Source organism: Luteibacter yeojuensis, assembly GCF_000964085.1.
GTDB classification, from domain to species: domain Bacteria; phylum Pseudomonadota; class Gammaproteobacteria; order Xanthomonadales; family Rhodanobacteraceae; genus Luteibacter; species Luteibacter yeojuensis_A.
This window is the reverse complement of the sequence record NZ_JZRB01000043.1, coordinates 24,439-43,655: the sequence shown is the minus strand read 5'-3', so window position 1 is coordinate 43,655 and position 19,217 is coordinate 24,439. Positions and strand designations below refer to the sequence as shown.

The following is a 19,217-nucleotide window of genomic DNA, read 5'->3' as shown; positions in this document are numbered from 1 at the left end:
CGCCGCGCGCGCGGCGCGGGCCAACTTCCACCACGTCGCCCGCGTGCCACTGCAGGTGCGCCGCGTCGTCAGGCACCAGCGCCAGGTGGAAACACGCACCGCCGGCGCTGCCGGGATTCAGCAGGTGGCGGGCCTGGAGCCGCCAGGCCTGGTACGCGGGCCGCGACCAGTCGGCTTGCCCGGCCGCGCCCGCGACCTGCACCACCTGGCGTTGCCAGTGGCGCAGCGCACCGTCGTCGCCGTTATCGACATCGACGCGATCGAACCAGGGCGCGGCGCCTTTCTCGCGCAGCCAGCGGTCGAGCTCGCGGCCAAACGCGCAGAAATCGTCGTAATCGCGATCGCCCAGCGCCAGCACGGCGTACGACAGATGGCGGACATCGACGGCACCGCGCATCACCTCGCGCTGGAATGCCGTGGCGCCATCGGGCGCATCGCCCTCGCCGGTGGTGCTGGCGATGAACAGCGCACGCGTGGCGGCCGCGAGGTCGGCCGCCGTGAGCGTGGCGATGTCGCGCAGGTCGACGCGAACGCCACCCGCGTGCAGGGCCGCAGCGGTGCGCTCGGCGAGCTCGGTGGCGAAGCCCGTCTGCGATGCGTGCACCACGAGGACGCCGCCCGCGTCGTGCGGCTGGGCATCACCCCGGCGGGGCCATGCGGCCCGTGCTGCCCACGCGGCCCAACCCAGCATGGCCACGGCGGCACCGGATGCCTGCAGGGGCGTGCCCAGCCGCGTCGCGGAGAAATCCTGCAGCGACGCGAACAGCGCGACGACGACGAGCAACGCCGCGCCGATGCCAAGCTGCCCCAGGGCGCTCCTCACCGCATGGCCTTCGCGAACGCGGACGACATGCGCTCCTCGAATGCGCCGTGTTCGCCGTAGAGTACGAAGAGCACGGCGATGCCATGCTCGCGCGCATAGGCCATGCCCTCGTCGGGCCCAAGCACTGTCATGGTGGTGCCCAGCGAATCCGCATGCATGCAGTCGTCGGCGAGGATGCTCACCGACGCCACCTTGTGCGCCACGGGGTAGCCCGTGCGCGGGTCGATGTGGTGCGAATAGAAGCGGCCACCCGATTCGAAGAAGTGGCGGTAGTCGCCCGAGGTGGCGATGGCTTTGTCGCCGAGCGACACGATGCGCCCCACCTCGTCGACGTTATCCACCGCGCCGGCCGCCGCGCCCGGCCGCTCGATGCCGACGTGCCACGGCGTGCCATCGGGCTTGCGGCCATGGGCGCGCAGTTCGCCGCCCACCTCGACGAGGTAACCCTGCACCCCGTGCGCCGACAGGTAGCGTGCCACCTGGTCGACGCCGAAGCCCTTGGCGACGGACGAAAGATCCACGTAGACACCACCTGGTTGCAGCGCACGGTGGCCTGCATCGTCGAGCTGGATCTTCGCCCAGCCCACGCGGGCCCTGGCCGCCGCGATGGCGCTGGCATCCGGCGCATCATGCGGGTGCCTGTCGGGGCCGAAGCCCCAAAGGTTGACCAACGGGCCCACCGTGGGGTCGTACGCGCCGCCCGACGCCCTGGCCAGCGACAGCGCGTAACGCAGCACGCCGTAGAACTCCGCCGGCAACACCTGCCACGTGCCAGCGGGTGCGCGGTTGAAGCGACTGAGGTCGGAGTCCGCCTCGTACGTGCTCATCTGCGCCACCACGCGATCGAGCTCGCCCTGGATGCCGTGCTCGATCGCGCGCGCGTCGGCCCTCGGTGGCAGCACCGCGTTGACCGACCAGGTGGTGCCCATGGTCTCGCCTTCGAAGCGGCGCACGTCGGTGGCCGTGGCCGCGGAGGCCACGGCGCAGCACGCCAGTGCGAGCACGGCGCGCCAGGTCACTGCGGCAGCACTTCCAGCGTGGCGGTGTAGGCGACGCGGCGCTGCTTCGCTTCCTTCACCGAGGTCTTGCCGTCTTCGCTGCTGGCATTGACCCAGTACATGCCCGGGTTCGCGAAGGTGAAGCTGAAGCGGCCGTCCTTGTCGGTCTGCGTTTCCTGCTCACCCTGCGCGTTGCGGTAGCGCGTGGCGCCGGCGATGGCGGTGACCTTCAGGTTCGACGCGGGCTTGCCGTCGAGCAGCAGCTGGAACGTGGCTTTCTCGCCCGTCACCAGGTCGTTGGGCTGGGTGACCGGCACGAGCTCGAGGCCCTTGCCGGTGGGCTTCAGCGCGTCGCCGCCCGGCTTGCCCTGGGTCACGAAAGTCTCGACGCGCGAGGCCATCTCGCTGACCTGCACGTTCTTCGCATTGGCGGGGATGCCGGCCTTCAGCTCGTCGGCCTTGCCGCGCCAGCGCTTCTTCTGGCCGTCGACCTCGTAGTTGGCAAACAGGCCCTGGTTAACCAGCGCGATGCGGTAGGTGCCCGCCTGCGGCACCGGCAGGTCGAACGCGCTGCGGTACTTGCCCGTCCACGGGTTCTCCGGCTTCACGGCCGTGCCGTCGGGCGCGGTGATGGTGAGCTGGTCGAGCTGGGCGGGGAAGTGGTCGGGGTAGTAGAGGTCGTTGGAGATGGCGGCATCGACCGTCACCCACGCGTCGTCGCTGGAGACGACGGTGGCCGAGGGCACGATCCACATCTTGTGCGCCTGGGCGGCGAACGGCAGCAACAGCGCGGCGGCGAGCGCGGCGCGAACGAAGCGGTGCGTCATGGGGGAAGCTCCAGTCAGGGGTTGAGGTCGAGGGTGATCTGGCCGAGTTCGTCCGTGCCCTGGGCGGCGAGGTGCGTGGGCGCCTTCGCTGGCCAGTCGAACGCGATCCGCTGCGTCTCGTGGCCGCCCACTTCGCGGGCCGCCTCGACGATCAGTTCGTAGTGCCCGGGGGCAAGCGTGCCCAGCGGCGCCTTGCCATCGGTGAAGCGCAGCTGGTGCTGGCCGGCGGGGCGCGTGGCACCCGAGACGCCGTCGATGGGCATGGCCTGGTCGCGGCCGCTGCGGCGCCACCACTGGCGCATGTCCTTCAGCCACTTGGTGCCTTCGCCGCTGGCTTTCTTCACGTCGTACCAGACGGCGAGGTTGGCGGCGACGCTGTGGTCCTCGCGCTCGATCCACACGGCCACGTAGGGGCGGTGGTATTCGGCGACCTTGAGCGTGGGGATCTCGACGGTGAGGTTCATGTCCGCCGCTGCCACCGGGGCGGCGAGGCAGCAGAGCGCGAGGGGAAGCATCCGGCGCATGGCGGTCCTTCGGGTCAGTGGATGAAAAGCAGGGCAAGCACCAGCGGCAGCACGAAACCCAGCGCCACGAGCGGCCAGGTCATGCCGCGCTGGCGGGCATGCATCTTGAGCAGGAGCAGGCCCGTCGCGGCGAAGACCACGCACGCCAGGGCGAAGATGTCGATGAACCAGCGCCAGGCGGCCCCGGTGTTGCGGCCCTTGTGCAGGTCGTTGAACCAGGCGAGCCAGCCCCGGTCGGTGAGTTCGTACTGCACGCTGCCGGTTTCGCGGTCGATGCTTGCCCAGGCGTCGCCACCGGGGCGCGGCAACGAGATGTACACCTCGTCGGCGCTCCACTCGGCGTCGCGGCCGGCGATGTCGGCGCCGGTTCGTTCGCGGACGAACGCCGCGACGGCGGCCGGCACGGGCGCGGACTTGTGGCCCGGGGCCACGAGCTGCCGCAGCAGGGGCGCGGGCAGCGTCGCGGCATGGCGCTGCACCCGCGGCGCGGCTTCGATCTGTGCCGCGTGGTTCAGCGTGAAGCCGGTGACCGAGAACAGCAGCAGCACCACCAGCGAGACGGCGGAACTGATCCAGTGCCAGCGGTGCAGGTGCTTGAGCCAGAACGCACGGCGCGTCCGGTCGACGGTGTCGCGCATGTGTTGTCCAGGCCCCTGGTGCGGTTCGATGAGCCACACGATGGTAGCTTGGATGCGAATGGTTCGCAATTGCAGGAAAGGGAATGGAAAGCCTGCCGCGACAGCATGCGCCCACCCCACCACGGAGCGTATGCTTGCCCACCATGCGCATTCTCCTCGCCGAAGACGACGCCTCCATCGCCGCCGCCGTGCGCTCCGCCCTGCAGCAGGGTGGCCACGCCGTCGACCATGTCGCCGATGGCGCCAGCGCCGATAACGCGCTGCGCGACCACGATTACGACCTCCTCGTGCTCGACCTGGGCCTGCCCCAGATCGATGGCAGCGACGTGCTGGCCCGGGCCCGCAAACGCGGGGCCAACCTACCCGTGCTCGTCGTCACCGCGCGCGAGGGCCTGAAGGAGCGCGTGCGCGTGCTCGACCTGGGCGCCGACGACTACCTCGTGAAGCCGTTCGCGCTGGCCGAGTTCGAGGCCCGCGTCCGTGCCCTGCTCCGCCGCCGCACCAGCCAGGGCGCGCCGGAGTTCCGCATCGGCCGCCTGCGCCTCGATATCCCCGGCCACCGCGCCTGGATCGGCGACACGCCACTGGACCTCACCGCCCGCGAGTTCGGCCTCATCGAGGCCCTGGCCACGCGCGCCGACAAGGTCACCAGCCGCGCGCAGCTCGTCGAGGCCCTGTGCAACTGGGACGAGGACCTGACCGATAACGGCCTGGACATCGCCCTGCACCGCCTGCGCAAGAAGCTGCACGGCTCGGGCACCAACGTGCGCACCATCCGCGGCCTGGGTTACCTCCTCGAAGAAACGGCCGATGCCTGAACGCCGCCCCGCGGCCCGCCGCGCGGCGCGGCCCAGCCTGCGCCGGCGCCTCCTCACCTTCCTGCTCGTTCCCGTGCTCGGCGTGCTTGTCGTCGACACGGTGGTGGGCTATTTCATCGCGCTCGCGTATTCCAACCGCGTGCACGATTCCGACCTCAGCGATTCCGCGCTCACTCTGGCCGAGATGATCGGCAGCGATGCGCTGCGCGGTGAGCTGACGGCGCAGGCGCGCTTCCTGCTCGAATACGACCCCGACGGGCGCAACTACTACGAGGTGGTGAGCGACCGCCACGGCCGCATCATTGGCAATGCCGAGCTGGCCGTGCCCACGCGCCGCGCCGTGGACGTCGATGCGGCGCCGCTGCTGTACGACACCGACCTGGGCCACAAGGCCCTGCGCGCGGCTGTCATGCGCGTGGCCAACCGCCACGATGCCGGCGATACGCTGACCATCAAGGTGGCCGAGAACCTGCGCGACCGCCACCAGCGCGCGCGGGAAATCCTGCTGCTCACCATGCCCATGCAGGCGCTGCTCATCATCGCCGTGCTGTCGCTGGTGTGGTTTGGCGTCAGCCATGGCCTGGGCGTGCTCGAGCCACTCACCACGCGGCTCGGCCGGCGCGGCCACGACCTGGGGCCCATCGGCGAGGAAGACGTGCCGGTGGAGATCCTGCCGCTCACCCGCACCATCGACGACCTGTTCGCCCGCATGCGCAACATGCTGGGCCTGCAGGAGCGGTTCATCGCCGATGCGGCGCACCAGCTGCGCACGCCGCTGGCCGGCATCCAGCTGCACGTGGAGCGCGCGGGGCCGCCTGCGGATGCCGCGCAACAGCGTGACGCCCTTGCCCATGTCCACCGCCTGGCCGCGCGCGCCGCCCGCACGTCGGCGCAGTTGCTTGCCCTGACCCGTACCGAATCGCCCGACCTGCCCGACCACGATGGCATGCCCGTCATCGATCTCGCGCACGTGGTGCCCGAGGCGGTCGGCATGCGCGTGCACCAGGCGCTGGCGCTGGGCGTCGACCTCGGCTACGAGGGCGCCGACGCCGCCTGCCTGGTGCGCGGCGATGCGTTGCAGGTCCAGGAGGTGATCGACAACCTGGTCGACAACGCCTTCCACTACGCGGGCCGCGGCCACACGGTGACCGCCTCGGTGGCACGCGATGGTGTCGAGGTGGTGCTGGCGGTCGATGACGACGGCCCGGGCGTCGAGGAGGCCTTCCTCGACCAGCTGGGCGAGCGCTTCTTCCGTGTCCCCGGCGTGGACGAGGATGGCACCGGGCTTGGCCTCGCCATCGTCGAAAGCATCGCCGAGCGCCACGCGGCGCGGGTGGCCTTCGGCCGCTCGGCGCTCGGTGGCCTGCGCGTCGAACTGCGTTTCGCGGCTGCCAGCGCCCCCGCCTAGCCGCCGGAAAGCCCGCTGAAACCACCGCTTGCGAGCATGCGTGCCATGAACCATCGAAGGCACGAGGCCCAGGCGTGAGCGACGCGACCGAATTCCAGTTCGAAGGCGGGCGCGAGGGCGTCCTCCTCATCCACGGGCTCACCGGCACGCCCACCGAGATGCGCATGGTCGGCAAGGGCCTGAACCGCGCCGGTTTCACCGTCGTGGGCGTACGCCTGGCTGGCCATTGCGGCAGCGAGGACGACCTGCTCGCCACCACGTGGCAGGACTGGTACGCCAGCGTCGAGGCCGCTGCCGAAGCCCTGCGTGGCAAGGTCGACCGCCTGTTCGTCGCCGGGCTGTCGATGGGCGCCGTGCTGGCGCTGCGCCTTGCCGCCGTGCGGCCGGGCTGGGTCGATGGCGTGGGCGTGTTCGGCGCCACGTTCCACTACGACGGCTGGTCCATCCCCTGGACGGGCCGCCATCTTTCGTTCCTGCTGCCGGTCTTCAAGCGCCTGGGCATCGGCCGCCACCGCAGCTTCATCGAGCAGCCCCCCTACGGCATCCGCGACGAGCGCCTCCGCGCGCAGGTCAGCGCCGCCATGTTCGCCGGCGACAGCGAGGCCGCCGGCCTGCCTGGCAACCCGTGGCATGCGCTGGCCGAGATGTGGTGGCTGGCGCGCGACGTGCGCCGCCGCCTGCCCGACGTGGTGGCGCCGTGTTTCATCGCGCACGCCGCCGACGACGACGTGGCCAGCACGTCCAACGCCGACCTGGTGGCCCGCCGCGTGCGCGGCCCGGTCGAGATGCTGCTGCTTGCCGATAGCTACCACATGATCACGATCGACCGCGAACGCCGCACGCTGATCGAGCGCAGCGCGGATTTCTTCACCCGCATCGCGCGCGACGCGCGGCCCGCGCGCATGGCGGCGTGAGCATGCAGGGGCTGGCCTTCGCGCTGTGGCTCGCCAACGTGCTGCTGGATACCGGCGGCCAGCTCGCCTTTAAGGCAGCGGCGGGCGACGAGCGTGCGGGCGATGGCCTGGCGCGCTGGCGATACATGCTGGCGCGGCCGTGGATATGGGTGGGCATCGCCTGCTATGTGCTCGAGTTCGTGGTGTGGATCGCCTTCCTGTCGCTGGTGCCGCTCTCCGAGGGCGTGCTGCTGGGCTCCATCAATATCGTGGCCATCATGATCGCCGGGCGCTTCCTGTTCCGTGAGCGGCTGAGCCCGCTGCGCGTCACCGGCATCCTGCTGGTCGCCGCCGGGGTCGCCATCGTGGGGGCCGGCGCATGAAGCGCTTCTATGCCATCGGCTTCGCGCTGCTGCTCGCGTTCGATACGCTGAACCTTGTCTGCTTCAAGCTCGCGGGCACGCATGCGCTGCCGGTGGAAATGAACCTGGCGTGGGCACTGCGCGTCTTCTCCTATCCGTGGATCTATGGCGCGGTCGTCGGCTACATCGGCGCGTTCGTCACGTGGATGAGCTTGCTGAAACACGCGCCCATCGGCCCCGCGTTCGCCGCCTCGCACATGGAAGTGGTCAGCGTGATGGTGCTGTCCTACTGGGTCTTCAACGAACCAGTGACGCCCACGCAGATCGTGGGCGCCATCGCGATCGTCGCGGGCATCGCATGCCTGGCCGTTGCCGAGGGCGATGAAGGTGAACACGATGTGGTTCCGGCCTGAGCCCGAATCCCCGCCTACCGCAGGGCTGCCCCTGGGCCTCGCCGACATGGGTGGCGCGGTGCCCGCACCCCTCACGGCGCTGGCCGCGCAATGGCTCGGCGTGGACGAGGCGCAGCTGGAATGCTCCGGCACCGCCGCGCTCACCGTGGCACTCACCGCCCTTGCCGACCACGCCCGCGCACGCCGTGAGGTGGTGATCCCCGCGTTTACCTGCCCCCTCGTGCCGCTGGCCATCCGCCGCGCGGGCCTCCAGGTGCGCCTCGTGGACCTGCGCGCCGGGCACTTCGACATGGACCCCGACCGGCTCGACGACGCCTGTGGCGACCAGACCCTGGCCATCATCCCCACCCACCTCGGCGGCCGCGTCGCCGACGTGGCGCATGCCAACGCGGTGGCACGCGCCGTCGGCGCGTTCGTGGTCGAAGACGCCGCACAGGCCCTGGGCGCGCGCATCGACGGCGCCGCCGCGGGCACGCATGGTGACGTGGGTTTCTTCAGCCTTGCCGCCGGCAAGGGGCTTTCCATCTTCGAAGGCGGCCTGCTCGTCGCCCGCGACGCGACGGTGCGCGACAGCATCCGCCGCGCCTCGCGCCGCATCGCCGGCTGGCACCCCGGCTGGGAACTACGCCGCACGCTGGAGCTGGCCGGCTACGCCGCGTTCTATCGCCCACGCGGCCTGGGCGTCGCCTACGGCGGCCCGCTACGCCGCGCGCTGGGCCGCGGCGACCTGCTGGGCGCGGCAGGCGAACACTTCGACGCCAATTTCCCCCTGCACCGCGTGGGCCGCTGGCGCCGCGCCGTGGGTGCCCGCGCGTTCCACCGCCTGCCGCGTTTCATCGAGACGACGGCGGCGCAGGCGCGCGCGCGCGTGCCCGCCCTGGCATCGATCCCCGGCGTGCATGTGTTCACGGACGATGGCGGCACGTGGCCTTACCTGATGCTGTTGTTGCCGGATGAGGCGACGCGCGATGCGGTGTTGCAGCGGCTGTGGGCATCACGACATGGCGTGGCGCGGATGTTCGTGCATGCGTTGCCGGATTATCCGTACCTTGGGACGATGGCGGGTAGCGAGGATGTGCCTGCGGCGCGTGATTTCGCGGCGCGGACGCTGACGGTGACGAATAGCCCGTGGCTGGACGATGCGTGTTTCGAGCATGTGTGCGCGGTGATCGAAGCGACGATCGTTTCGCGCTGAGCCTGAAACCATCCACCACATCTGTGGGAGCTTGCTTGCAAGCGATGCTATTAGATCGGTTCATTCGCTAGCGCGAATGCGTGTCTTTAGCGGCGTTCGCCGCCTAAGGCGTGCGGGGTTGAGGCGAAGAGCCCTTGACGCCCACCCTCGCTGCTCAGACAGGTCCTCAGCGTTCGTAGCGAAGGGCGCCTTCGGCGCAGATGTGTTAGTTGGCCTTCGGCCGCCCTCTTTTTCGGAACGTGCCTCAAATGTGGCAATCGAGAACTCTCTCTCGCACTGAGGAATCCGGTGGGAGAGCGACCGCCAAATTCTTATGTCACGGCGTGATCAAATGCCGCCCAGGTTCGTGACTGTTCGAGTCCGTTCGTTCGTCCCTGATCAGAGAAGCTCGTCAGTTTGGACAATCTCAAAATCTCGCGGATTCAGAAGAATATAGCGTCGACTTTCCGCCTTCAGCTCTCCGGTTACGCGGACCCAAAGCTTCTTCTTGGCAGCGTCATATATCTTGTTCCGCTGCTCGTTACTAAACTCCATCAGAATCTTTCTGGTCGACGTCCCATAGCGGGTCAGCAAAGTGGCTTTCCCGTCGAAGCTATCAACATCCGTCTCAATGCCGGTAAAGATTCCCTCCAGGCAGACATCAGACTCCGGCTCAGCCGCGCGCAGTTCTCTCGCTGCATCGGTCAACGTTGCAGCATCTGCCATCGAGACCTTGAGAAATGGGCGGGTCTGCAGCGGGCGACGTGCGGCCCATTGAATGCTCAGGTCCACCCCATCACCTTGTTCCGCGATTGCAGAAAGAGCCTGGCAGAAATTTGCGCTTACCCCCTTAGCGTAAGACTGGACCAAACGCTCGACTGCCGACACACCGGATAGCGCATCCTTTGTGGCAAGCATTGCATCCGCCAGAGACGTCATAACCGCCCTACCGTAAGGAGCATCGTCAGGCAAGAGGCTATTTGCATTCGGTGTGAATGCCCACGGGGAAAGCAGATTCAATACAAAACTGCCCTTCTGAGTCTGACCAAACTTCACTCGGCTCAAATACTCAGTAGCGTCGCCATATTTTCGGCCAGTCCAGCTCTTACGCTTCTCCGGCGACGCAGCAAAATTGGCGGCCGACGACAGGACTGCCTTGGCGTTCTCGCAGATACCAATTCCAGCATCGAGTGAAACTGCACCTGCACTATCGGCGTGCGGCGTCCGAACCCGCACAACGTCATAAGGAGATAGTGATAGATCTGCAAGCACAGACTGAATCTCCCTATCTTGCAGCTTGGCGAGCTCACTCATGAGCTCGCTCATGCGCCTTCCATAGTCGGCTACATCGCGATTAACCGGGACAACCAGGGCAACGTCGCTCGCGCGATCTTCGTTCTCGAAGGACCGAAATAACGCAGCATACTGACCAAAGGCGCCCTCCATCAGGAAACCTTGCGTCTGAAGCCATCCCTTAATGTCGGCAAACGTCAGAGACGTGACGACGTCCAAGATGTTCTGATCCATCCTAGTCATTTTTGCACTTCGCGTATGCGTCATCCATCATCTTCACCACTGCGCTCGCACTGAAGATTTGCGTAGTCGGTATATGGACCGTGACAGAAGTCGAGTTGCTCGACTCAGGCTGACCGCTGAGGTCAAACCAATACGCACAGCGTCGCACAAGAAGCGAGCTTTGATTGGTGTAGACCCATGGCGGATTCTGATTTCCAAGAACAAGGACCACAAGGTAAATCGGTGCCGTTCGAACCGTCTGCCTCAGGTCATCGTAGTTCTTGATAGGTAGAGCGAAAGTCAGGACGCCATTCGAAATACAGTCAGCAGAGGTTGCCTTTACCTGCAGGTCGACCGAGACGGGTTGACCACTGATCGGTCTAAGCGTTGCGTCGATGCTTTGCTTGTCGATCTCCAATTTGGAGACCTGACACCCCGCCGCACCAGCCACAGCCGTAACATACGCGGCGGAAAGCCTTTCCTTGACGTCGTTGGGGTGGGTCGTGATTGCCGCCATGCTGTGTCGCTCCGACTCTCGCCTGCCGCTTTGGCCCGTCCCGGTGGACAGCGGAGCGGTGATGTGACTGAGCATAGCGGCGGCGACATTGCTGCGCCACATAGCGTTGAGACATCCCTTTCCAACGCTTCCCGCACCAAGCGGACCTCAAGTCGGTCTGCCCATCGGAAGCGCAGATCAGACAATGGGGACAACGCCACAATCGAAACACTCACTGCTCCAGTTCACCAAAAAAATACTTGATGAAACAATGTACTTAGGCGATGTGTTCGACAGACGATGGATGCAATGGAGTAGAACACAGCCCGCAAAAAGGCCAATTTGGGCGGCTGGTCATAGCACGAACTTTCTGAGTCAAGGAGGCAAGTGTCCTTTCGAACCATAGCCCCCGGGCGCGATGCAGAAATTCCAGTGGGCTCCGAACATTCGGATCATCACTATCGTCGACTAACGGCACGGCGCCTTGCTAACCGGCCGGAACTTCAGGGCCTGGGAGAGTCCTTGGTGTCCACCCTCGAGGCGAGTTCCGCACAAGAGAGCGGCCGTAGGCCCGTAGGAGCGCACACCCGTGCGCGAATGGAAGACACGGCTGCGCAGCCGCAGCCTTGGACGCGAGGGTGGACACCAAGGGCTCTTCGCCTCGAGCCCACACGCCATAGGCGGCGAACGCCGCTGAAGACACGCATTCGCTACAGCGAATGAACCGGTGAGAAAAGCATCGCCAGCAAGCTGGCTCCCACAAGTCAGCTGGCTCACACAAGTCAGGTGGCTCACACAAGTCAGGTGGCTCACACTATTCAGGTGGCCCCCACAATCACAAGCCAGGGGGATGGCGGGGTCAGGCCTTGCCTTGTTCCACCAGCGTGAGGGCCACCTTGTCGCGCAGGTAGACCGGCAGCGCCAGCTCCGGTGCCACCGCGCGGCCCGCGCGGAACTGCCTTGCCGCCACCTCCGCCACATGCCGCGCCTGCGGGAAACGCGCACCCTCCGCCGAACGGATCGGTGCCGGGATACGCTCACGCAACACCGCCTCGTACGTGGCCCAGCCCGTGCCCACCACATGCCACGCCGGCGCCTCCGGCAACAGCAACGCCGCCGCCGTATCCACGCGTTCGCGATCGAGCAGGCTCACGCTGCCGTCGTCCTCGCGGCGCCACGCCGCGACGTAGATCTCGCCCATGCGCGCGTCGATCACCGACAGGATGGCCGCGTCGTCTTCCGGCGCTTCCAGCGCCAGCGCCTCCAGCGACGAGACGGTGACCACGGGCACGTCGAGCGCCATCGCCATGCCCTGGGCCAGCGATACGCCCAGGCGGACGCCGGTGAAGGCGCCGGGGCCGCGCCCCACGGCGATGCCGTGGAGCGCCTCGCGGGAGAGGCCCGCTTCGGCCAGCAGCGAGTCAGCCATCGGCAGCACCAGCTCCGCATGGCGGCGCGGGGCGACCTCGCTGCGTTCGATCACCTCGTCGCCATGCACGAGGGCGACGGAGCAGGCTTCGGTGGAGGTTTCGATGGCAAGGAAGTTCATGGCGTATCCGTCTGGCGGGTGGCCGGCGTGCCGTAGGCATACCAGTCGATGCGGCGGGTGAGGAACATGAGCAGCGCGATGACCACCACCAGGACCACCGAGCCGATGAGCAGCGCGTACTGTTCGGCGCCGATCAGGCCATACAGTATGGCGTAAACCAGCGCCAGGACGCCGCCCAGCACCAGGCCGGCGGTGCGGGCACGGAGCACCGCCGAAGCATAACCACCCACGATGGACACCACCGTGGCGGCCGCCGCGAGGTAGGCCCCGCCGAAGCCGATCTGCTCGGACAGTGCCAGCAACAGGAGGTAGAAGCTCGCCATGGCGGCGCCCACCAGCAGGTATTGCACGGGGTGCAGGCGCAGGCCCTTCAGCACCTCGAAAAGGAAGAACGCGACGAAGGTGAGCGCGATGAACAGCAGGCCGTATTTGCCGGCGCGATCGTTCTGCTGGTACACGCTGCCGGGCTTCACCATCCGCACGCCGAACGACGATGCCTCGAGCCGGCTGTTCACGTCGGTGGTGGCGGTGTCCCAGTGCTGGCCGTATGAGCGATTGAGGTCCATGACCTGCCAGGTCGTATCGAAGCCTTTGGCGGTGACGCCCGGCTGGCCGGGCAGCAACGCGCCGATGAAGCTGGGATCGGGCCATGCCGAGCGCAGGTGCACCGTGGTGGCGCGGGCGAGCGGCAGGGTCGAGAACGCCTCGGTGCCGGCGATGCGCAGCGTCAGCGTGACGTCGATCGGCGTGGTGCGCGCCGGGTCGATGGGCAGCGGCGCGGCGAGCACGCTGTAAGGGCCCATCTTGTCGGCGGACGCGGCGAGGCGCACGGGCCGGCCGTCGACGGTGGCGGCCGTGATGCTTTGCAGGCCATGCACATCGGCGACGAGCAGGCGCAGCTCGGCCCTGGCCAGGTCGAACACGCCATCGCTGCCCGCGGCCGCATGGGCGATATCCTCGGGAAGGAAGCGCCCGCGGACAGTGACTTCACCCGTGTAGACCGGCACCGCGTACATGCCGCTGGTGCGCTCCTGCACGGCAAGCCCGGCCGTGGTGGTGAGCTCGTCGGCAAGCACGATGTGCGTGCTGTCCCGCACGCTGGCGACATGGCCTTGCACGTCGCGCACCTCGGTGCGCACGGGTGCGGCGAGGACGAAGCCGCCCAGCGTCTGCGGGCCGCCCCAGCCGGCGGCGACGCGTTCGACGGCCGCCTGGCGCATCGCCTCGCGCTCGCGCACGATGCCGTTGGCCTGGTTGAGCGGAATCATCATCAGCAGCGCAAGCACGCCGATGCCGAGCACCTTGGCGGTGATGGATTGCATCCAGCGGAACATTCGATATCCCCTTCCTCATGGTTGAGGTGGGATCGTGGCGCCGCGCGGGGCGCTGGGCGGGCGCGGTCCAGGGCATTTCAGGGCAAAGGTGTGCCTCGTAGGAGCCCACTCCGTGGGCGACAGCTTTTGGCGAAGAGCACCAGGGCCTGTGGCGCTAACACGAACAGCGTCGCGCACGGGGTGCGCTCCTACAGGAAGAATGCGGCGACGTCGCTGAGTTCGCGGGTGCGGGGCATGGGTGGCAGGCTGGCGAGGAACAGGCGGCCGTAGCCCTTCGTCGTGAGGCGGGGGTCGCACAGCACCAGCACGCCGCGGTCGTGCACGTCGCGGATGAGCCGGCCAGCCCCCTGCTTCAGCGCGATGACGGCGGTGGGCACCTGCCAGCCCATGAACGGGTTGATGCCGGCTTCCTCGAGCGCCTCGAGCCGCGCCTGCAGCACGGGGTCGTCAGGCATGGCGAACGGCAGCTTGTCGATGACGACCACGCTCAACGCGTCGCCGGCCACGTCCACGCCCTCCCAGAAGCTGGCGGCGCCAAGCAGCACGCCGCGGCCGCTCAGGCGGAACTCCTCGAGCAGGCGGTGGCGCGGCGCCGTGCCCTGCACGAACAGCGGCCAGGGCACGCGGCCCTCGAGCAGCTCGGCGGCACGGCGCAGCGCACGGTGCGAGGTGAACAACAGGAACGCGCGGCCGTCCGATGCATCGAGCACCGGGCGGATCGCCTCGATGACCTTGTCGGTGTGGTCGCGCGCGGACGGGTCGGGCAGGTCCTTCGGCAGGTACGCGAGCGCCTGGCGGCTGTAATCGAAGGGGCTTTCGACGTGCAGCGTCTGCGGATGCTCGAGGCCCAGCTGGCGGGCGAAATGCTGGAAATCGCCGGCGATGGAAAGCGTGGCCGAGGTGTGGATCCACGCGGCGTCGGTGGCCATGCGCATGGCCCGCAGCGGCGACGCAAGGTCGAGCGGCGTCGCGTGTAGCGCGAAGCCGCGCGGCCACGCCTCGTACCAGCGCACGTCGGCGGCCGAGTGCTCCTCGGCGATGCGGTCGAGGCGCAGGCTGAGCATCTGCGCGCGCTCGTGCACGTTGGCCAGGCCCCGCGAACGCTCGCCCAGGCCGGCGAGCAGATCGGCCATGGCCGCCACCACGTCGCGCAGCTCGGCGAGCAGCTCGTGCGCCGTGGGGTCGCGCTCCAGCGCGCTGAACGCGCCGCGCGGCGGCAGGGGCTCCATGGCAAGGCGCAGGCGCTTCACCAGGTCCTGCACGGCCTCCACGGGCTCGAGCAGCTGGCTGGTGGCGCCCGTGACGCCCTGGGCCTCGACCAGGGCATCCTGGCCCAGGTCGGTGAGCTGGCGCGAGCCGACACTCTGCGAGAAGAACTGGCCGGCCAGCTCGGGGATCTGGTGGGCCTCGTCGAGGATGAACGCGTCGGCCCCCGGCAGGATCTCGCCGAAGCCCTCCTGCTTCAGGGCCAGGTCGGCCAGCAGCAGGTGGTGGTTCACCACCACCACGTCGGATTCCATGGCCTCGCGGCGGGCCTTCACCACGTGGCAGTCCTCGAAGAACCGGCACTCGCTGCCGAGGCAGTTCTCCGGCGTGGAGGTAACCCGCGGCCAAACAGGTGAATCCTCAGGGATATCAGCCATTTCCATGCGATCGCCACGGCGGGTGCGGGCCGACCATGCGCGGATGGCCGAGAGTTGCGTGGCCAGGTGGCGGTCGGGGTTGCCCTCGCGCACGGCCTGGTCGAGCCGGTAGAGGCACAGGTAGTTGGCGCGGCCCTTCAGCAGGCTGACCCTGGCCCGGCTGCCCAGCACGTGGTGCACGCGCGGCAGGTCGCGGAAGAAGAGCTGGTCCTGCAGGGCCTTGGTGCCCGTGGACACGATGACCTTGCGCCCGGACTCCAGTGCCGGGACGAGGTAGGCGAAGGTCTTGCCGGTGCCCGTGCCGGCCTCGGCGATGAGCACGTCGCGGTCGTCGATGGCACGGGCCACGGCCGAGGCCATGCGCTGCTGGGCCTCGCGGGGCGCGAAACCCGGTACTTCGCGGGCGAACGGGCCCTCCGCGCCGAGGATCGCGGCCACTTCGTGTTCAGTCATCCGGCCAGTATCGCCTACAATAGACCTCTTTTCGCCTGCCAATACGCGCACCTGCAGGGCGCGCGCCGGGAACCAACGCATGGACAAGAGTTTCGAGCCCAGCCTGATCGAATCGAAGTGGTACGCCGAGTGGGAAGCCAACGGCTACTTCAAGCCGTCCGGCAAGGGCACGCCCTATACGATCATGCTGCCGCCGCCCAACGTCACGGGCACGCTGCACATGGGCCATGCGTTCCAGCACACCATCATGGATACGCTGGTGCGCTACCACCGCATGCGCGGCTTCGACACGCTGTGGCAGCTGGGCACCGACCACGCGGGCATCGCCACCGAGATGGTCGTCACCCGCCAGCTCAACGCCGAGGGCAAGCAGCGCGCCGATTTCACCCGCGACGCCTTCATCGAGCGCGTGTGGGAATGGAAGAAGCAGTCCGGTGGCACCATCGGCCGGCAGATGCGCCGCATGGGCGTGTCGGGCGACTGGAGCCGCGAGGTCTTCACCATGGACCCGGGCCCCTCGCAGGCCGTGGTCGAAACCTTCGTCCGCCTGCACCAGGAGGGCCTCATCTACCGCGGCCAGAAGCTGGTGAACTGGGATCCGGTGCTGAAGACGGCTGTCTCCGACCTCGAGGTGGTGAGCGAGGAGGAGGACGGCTCGCTGTGGTCCATCCGCTACCCGCTGGCCGACGGCTCGGGCGAGCTGGTCGTGGCCACCACGCGCCCCGAGACCATGCTGGGCGACGTCGCCGTCGCCGTGCACCCGGAGGACGAACGCTATGCGCACCTCATCGGCCGCATGCTCGCCCTGCCCCTGTCCGACCGCCAGATCCCCATCATCGCGGACGAGTACGTCGAGAAGGATTTCGGCACCGGCTGCGTGAAGATCACCCCGGCGCATGACTTCAACGACTACGCCATCGGCCAGCGCCACAACCTGCCGATGATCAACATCCTCACCGACGACGCGGCCATCAACGACGCGGCGCCGGCGAAATACCGCGGCATGGACCGCTACGTCGCGCGCAAGGCCGTGCTCGCCGACCTCGAGGCGCAGGAACTGCTCGTCGAGACGAAGAAGCACAAGCTGCAGGTGCCGCGCGGCGACCGTACCGGCCAGGTCATCGAGCCGTACCTCACGTGGCAGTGGTTCGTGAAGATGGACACGCTCGCCGCGCGCGGCCTCGCGATCGTCGAGGAAGGCAAGGTGCGCCTGGTGCCGGAAAACTGGATCAACACCTACCGCCACTGGATGACCAACATCCAGGACTGGTGCATCAGCCGCCAGCTCACGTGGGGCCACCAGATCCCGGCGTGGTACACCGACGACGGCAACATCATCGTCGCGCACGACGAAGCGGAAGCCGCGAAGCTGGCCGCCGAGCAAGGCTACACAGGCGCCCTGCGCCGCGACGCCGACGTGCTCGAAACCTGGTTCTCGTCGGCGCTGTGGAGCCACAGCACGCTGGGCTGGCCCGATCCACGGGCGCAGGCCGAGCGCGGCTTCGACCGCTACCTGCCGACCAACGTCCTCGTCACCGGCTTCGACATCATCTTCTTCTGGGTGGCCCGGATGATCATGATGACCGACCACTTCACGGGCGAGGTGCCGTTCAAGGATGTGTATTTCACCGGCCTCATCCGCGACAAGGATGGGCAGAAGATGTCGAAGTCGAAGGGCAACGTGCTCGACCCGCTCGACATCATCGACGGCATCACGCTCGACGAGCTGCTGGCCAAGCGCACGCAGGGGCTCATGCAGCCGAAGATGGCCGAGAAGATCGACAAGGCCACGCGCAAGGAATTCCCCGAGGGCATCCCGTCCTTCGGTGCCGACGCCCTGCGCTTCACCTTCGCCTCGCTGGCCACGCACGGCCGCGACATCAAGTTCGACCTCGAGCGCGCCGCCGGCTACAAGGCATTCGTCAACAAGCTGTGGAACGCCTCGCGCTTCGTCCTCATGAACCTGGGCGAGGGCCCGGTGCACCCGGTGGCGCCGTCGACCGAAGCCGAGCGCTGGATCCTCACCCGCCTGCGCGACACGCTGGCCACGGTGAAGGAACAACTGGCGGTGTACCGCTTCGACCTGGCGGCCCAGGCGCTTTACGAGTTCACGTGGAACGAGTTCTGCGACTGGTTCCTCGAGCTGTCGAAGCCCGCGCTCAACGGCACGGATGAAACGGCCATCGCCTCCACGCGCTACACGCTGGTGCATGTGCTGGAGACGCTGCTGCGCGCGCTGCACCCGCTCATCCCCTTCGTCACCGAAGAAATCTGGCAGAACGTGCGCCCGGTGCTGGGCATCGAGGGCGCGACGATCATGCTGCGCCCCTACCCGGAGGCGGACGACATCGCGGGCGATGCCACCGCCACCGCGGAGATCGAATGGGTGAAGGGTGTGCTCACCGGCGTGCGCCGCATCCGCGCCGAGATGAACATCGCGCCGGGCAAGGTCATCCCGCTGCTGTTCGCCGATGGCGACGCGGCCGATCGGGCCCGCTCGGCCAAGTTCGCCGCGCAGCTGGCGTTCCTGGGCCGCGTCGACTCGCCCACGTGGGTCGAGGGTGACGAGCCCGCCGCCGCGGTGGCCGTCGTCGGCGGCATGCGCGCGCTGATCCCGCTGGCCGGCCTCATCGACGTTGGTGCGGAGAAGGCCCGCCTCGCCAAGGAAATTGCCCGCGTGGAAGGCGAGATCAGGAAGTGCGAAGCCAAGCTCGGCAACGCCAACTTCGTGGCCAATGCCCCGGCGGAAGTGGTGGCGCAGGAGCGCCAGCGTATTGCTGACTGGACGCGGCAGGCTGAGGCCATGCGCGATACGGCCGCGAAACTGGGCGGTTAACCGCCATCGTAGGAGCCCACACCCGTGGGCGACAGCTCGTCGCGAGGAGCTGTCGCCCACGGGTGTGGGCTCCTACACAAGCACTACATATCGTGCTTGTTCACCTCGAACCCGCCCTTCTTGTACTCCGCCCACCGCGCCCGTGAGCCTTCGCGCTCGGCCGGATCAGCGGCCACTACCTCCAGCACGCGGTCGAAGCGGCCGGTGGCGCAGGTATCGCGCAGGTTGATGACCATGGGGCGGTCGTCCGTTTCGACGCCGGGCGGCACGATGAGCACCGCGGTGTTCGCATCGTCGTCATCCCCCGCCAGCTGGTGGGGGATGAACGCGTCCTCGTCGAACGCCCACAGGTACTCGTCGATGGCTTCCGCCTGCTCGAAATCACGCGTGAGGATGAGCGTGGGCTGCTGGGCCGCGAACGCGCGCCTGGCGAGTTCGCAGACCAGCAGGAGCGGATCCTCGCGGAAGCGCGGCTTGTCGATCAGGTAGAAGTCGGCGCGCGGCATGGGGTGG

Annotated in this window: 18 protein-coding genes; 7 read left to right on the top strand and 11 right to left on the bottom strand. The window is 67.9% G+C overall.

The annotated features are described in order from the left end of the window. From VI08_RS16695 to VI08_RS16675, 5 genes are all read right to left on the bottom strand, one after another. Positions 1-823, bottom strand: an 823-nt coding sequence (locus VI08_RS16695; RefSeq protein WP_232309579.1) for a flavodoxin domain-containing protein, incomplete at its 3' end; no start/stop codon positions are given. After that, positions 820-1,803 carry an FAD:protein FMN transferase gene (locus tag VI08_RS16690; RefSeq protein ID WP_428992164.1) on the bottom strand — a complete coding sequence of 328 codons (984 nt, stop codon included), beginning with the start codon at positions 1,801-1,803 and terminating at the stop codon, positions 820-822. The genes VI08_RS16690 and VI08_RS16695, both read right to left, overlap by 4 nt. A 35-nt stretch (positions 1,804-1,838) precedes the next feature. Continuing rightward, positions 1,839-2,648 (bottom strand): DUF4198 domain-containing protein, encoded by an 810-nt coding sequence (locus VI08_RS16685; RefSeq protein ID WP_045830752.1) that lies wholly within the window; start codon positions 2,646-2,648, stop codon positions 1,839-1,841. 14 nt (positions 2,649-2,662) lie between these two features. Beyond that, positions 2,663-3,172, bottom strand: coding sequence for a DUF2271 domain-containing protein (locus tag VI08_RS16680; RefSeq protein ID WP_045830751.1), 510 nt, complete (start codon positions 3,170-3,172; stop codon positions 2,663-2,665). A 14-nt stretch (positions 3,173-3,186) separates the two neighbouring features. Beyond that, positions 3,187-3,810: a PepSY-associated TM helix domain-containing protein gene (locus VI08_RS16675; protein ID WP_045830750.1), complete on the bottom strand. Its 624-nt coding sequence runs from the start codon at positions 3,808-3,810 to the stop codon at positions 3,187-3,189. 143 nt (positions 3,811-3,953) lie between these two features. On the opposite strand from VI08_RS16675, the gene VI08_RS16670 reads away from it, so the two are divergent. The 6 genes from VI08_RS16670 (at position 3,954) to VI08_RS16645 (ending at position 8,899) form a co-directional block, all read left to right on the top strand. Further along, positions 3,954-4,628, top strand: coding sequence for a response regulator (locus VI08_RS16670; protein WP_045830757.1), 675 nt, complete (start codon positions 3,954-3,956; stop codon positions 4,626-4,628). Next, entirely contained in the window at positions 4,621-6,036 is a 1,416-nt protein-coding gene (locus tag VI08_RS16665; RefSeq protein ID WP_045830749.1) for a sensor histidine kinase, read from the top strand. The genes VI08_RS16670 and VI08_RS16665 overlap by 8 nt, the downstream gene beginning before the upstream one ends. A 74-nt stretch (positions 6,037-6,110) precedes the next feature. Then, on the top strand, positions 6,111-6,950 hold the full coding sequence (locus VI08_RS16660) for an alpha/beta hydrolase (RefSeq protein ID WP_045830748.1): 840 nt from the start codon (positions 6,111-6,113) through the stop codon (positions 6,948-6,950). A gap of 2 nt (positions 6,951-6,952) precedes the next feature. Further along, positions 6,953-7,312: an EamA family transporter gene (locus VI08_RS16655; protein ID WP_045830747.1), complete on the top strand. Its 360-nt coding sequence runs from the start codon at positions 6,953-6,955 to the stop codon at positions 7,310-7,312. Further along, positions 7,309-7,704, top strand: a complete 396-nt coding sequence (locus tag VI08_RS16650; RefSeq protein WP_045830746.1) for a DMT family transporter — start codon at positions 7,309-7,311, stop codon at positions 7,702-7,704. Before VI08_RS16655 ends, VI08_RS16650 begins: the two co-directional genes overlap by 4 nt. Further along, on the top strand, positions 7,688-8,899 hold the full coding sequence (locus VI08_RS16645; protein WP_045830745.1) for a DegT/DnrJ/EryC1/StrS family aminotransferase: 1,212 nt from the start codon (positions 7,688-7,690) through the stop codon (positions 8,897-8,899). Before VI08_RS16650 ends, VI08_RS16645 begins: the two co-directional genes overlap by 17 nt. 378 nt (positions 8,900-9,277) lie before the next feature. On the opposite strand, the gene VI08_RS16640 is transcribed toward VI08_RS16645, so the two are convergent. From VI08_RS16640 to VI08_RS16620, 5 genes are all read right to left on the bottom strand, one after another. Then, complete coding sequence (locus VI08_RS16640; RefSeq protein ID WP_045830744.1) at positions 9,278-10,405, bottom strand: hypothetical protein; 1,128 nt, start codon at positions 10,403-10,405, stop codon at positions 9,278-9,280. A 1-nt stretch (position 10,406) separates the two neighbouring features. Next, positions 10,407-10,910, bottom strand: coding sequence for a DUF4365 domain-containing protein (locus VI08_RS16635; RefSeq protein WP_045830756.1), 504 nt, complete (start codon positions 10,908-10,910; stop codon positions 10,407-10,409). An 838-nt stretch (positions 10,911-11,748) separates the two neighbouring features. Continuing rightward, positions 11,749-12,438 carry a tRNA (adenosine(37)-N6)-threonylcarbamoyltransferase complex dimerization subunit type 1 TsaB gene (gene tsaB, locus VI08_RS16630; RefSeq protein ID WP_045830743.1) on the bottom strand — a complete coding sequence of 230 codons (690 nt, stop codon included), beginning with the start codon at positions 12,436-12,438 and terminating at the stop codon, positions 11,749-11,751. Then, positions 12,435-13,772, bottom strand: a complete 1,338-nt coding sequence (gene creD / locus VI08_RS16625) for a cell envelope integrity protein CreD (protein ID WP_045830742.1) — start codon at positions 13,770-13,772, stop codon at positions 12,435-12,437. Before creD ends, tsaB begins: the two co-directional genes overlap by 4 nt. A 188-nt stretch (positions 13,773-13,960) precedes the next feature. Continuing rightward, on the bottom strand, positions 13,961-15,868 hold the full coding sequence (locus tag VI08_RS16620) for an ATP-dependent DNA helicase (RefSeq protein WP_045830741.1): 1,908 nt from the start codon (positions 15,866-15,868) through the stop codon (positions 13,961-13,963). 79 nt (positions 15,869-15,947) lie between these two features. Here VI08_RS16620 and VI08_RS16615 point away from each other — a divergent pair, with 79 nt between their 5' ends. Continuing rightward, positions 15,948-18,704 (top strand): valine--tRNA ligase, encoded by a 2,757-nt coding sequence (locus VI08_RS16615; RefSeq protein WP_045830740.1) that lies wholly within the window; start codon positions 15,948-15,950, stop codon positions 18,702-18,704. An 83-nt stretch (positions 18,705-18,787) separates the two neighbouring features. On the opposite strand, the gene VI08_RS16610 is transcribed toward VI08_RS16615, so the two are convergent. After that, positions 18,788-19,210, bottom strand: coding sequence for a DNA polymerase III subunit chi (locus VI08_RS16610; protein WP_045830739.1), 423 nt, complete (start codon positions 19,208-19,210; stop codon positions 18,788-18,790). Positions 19,211-19,217: the final 7 nt, after the last annotated feature.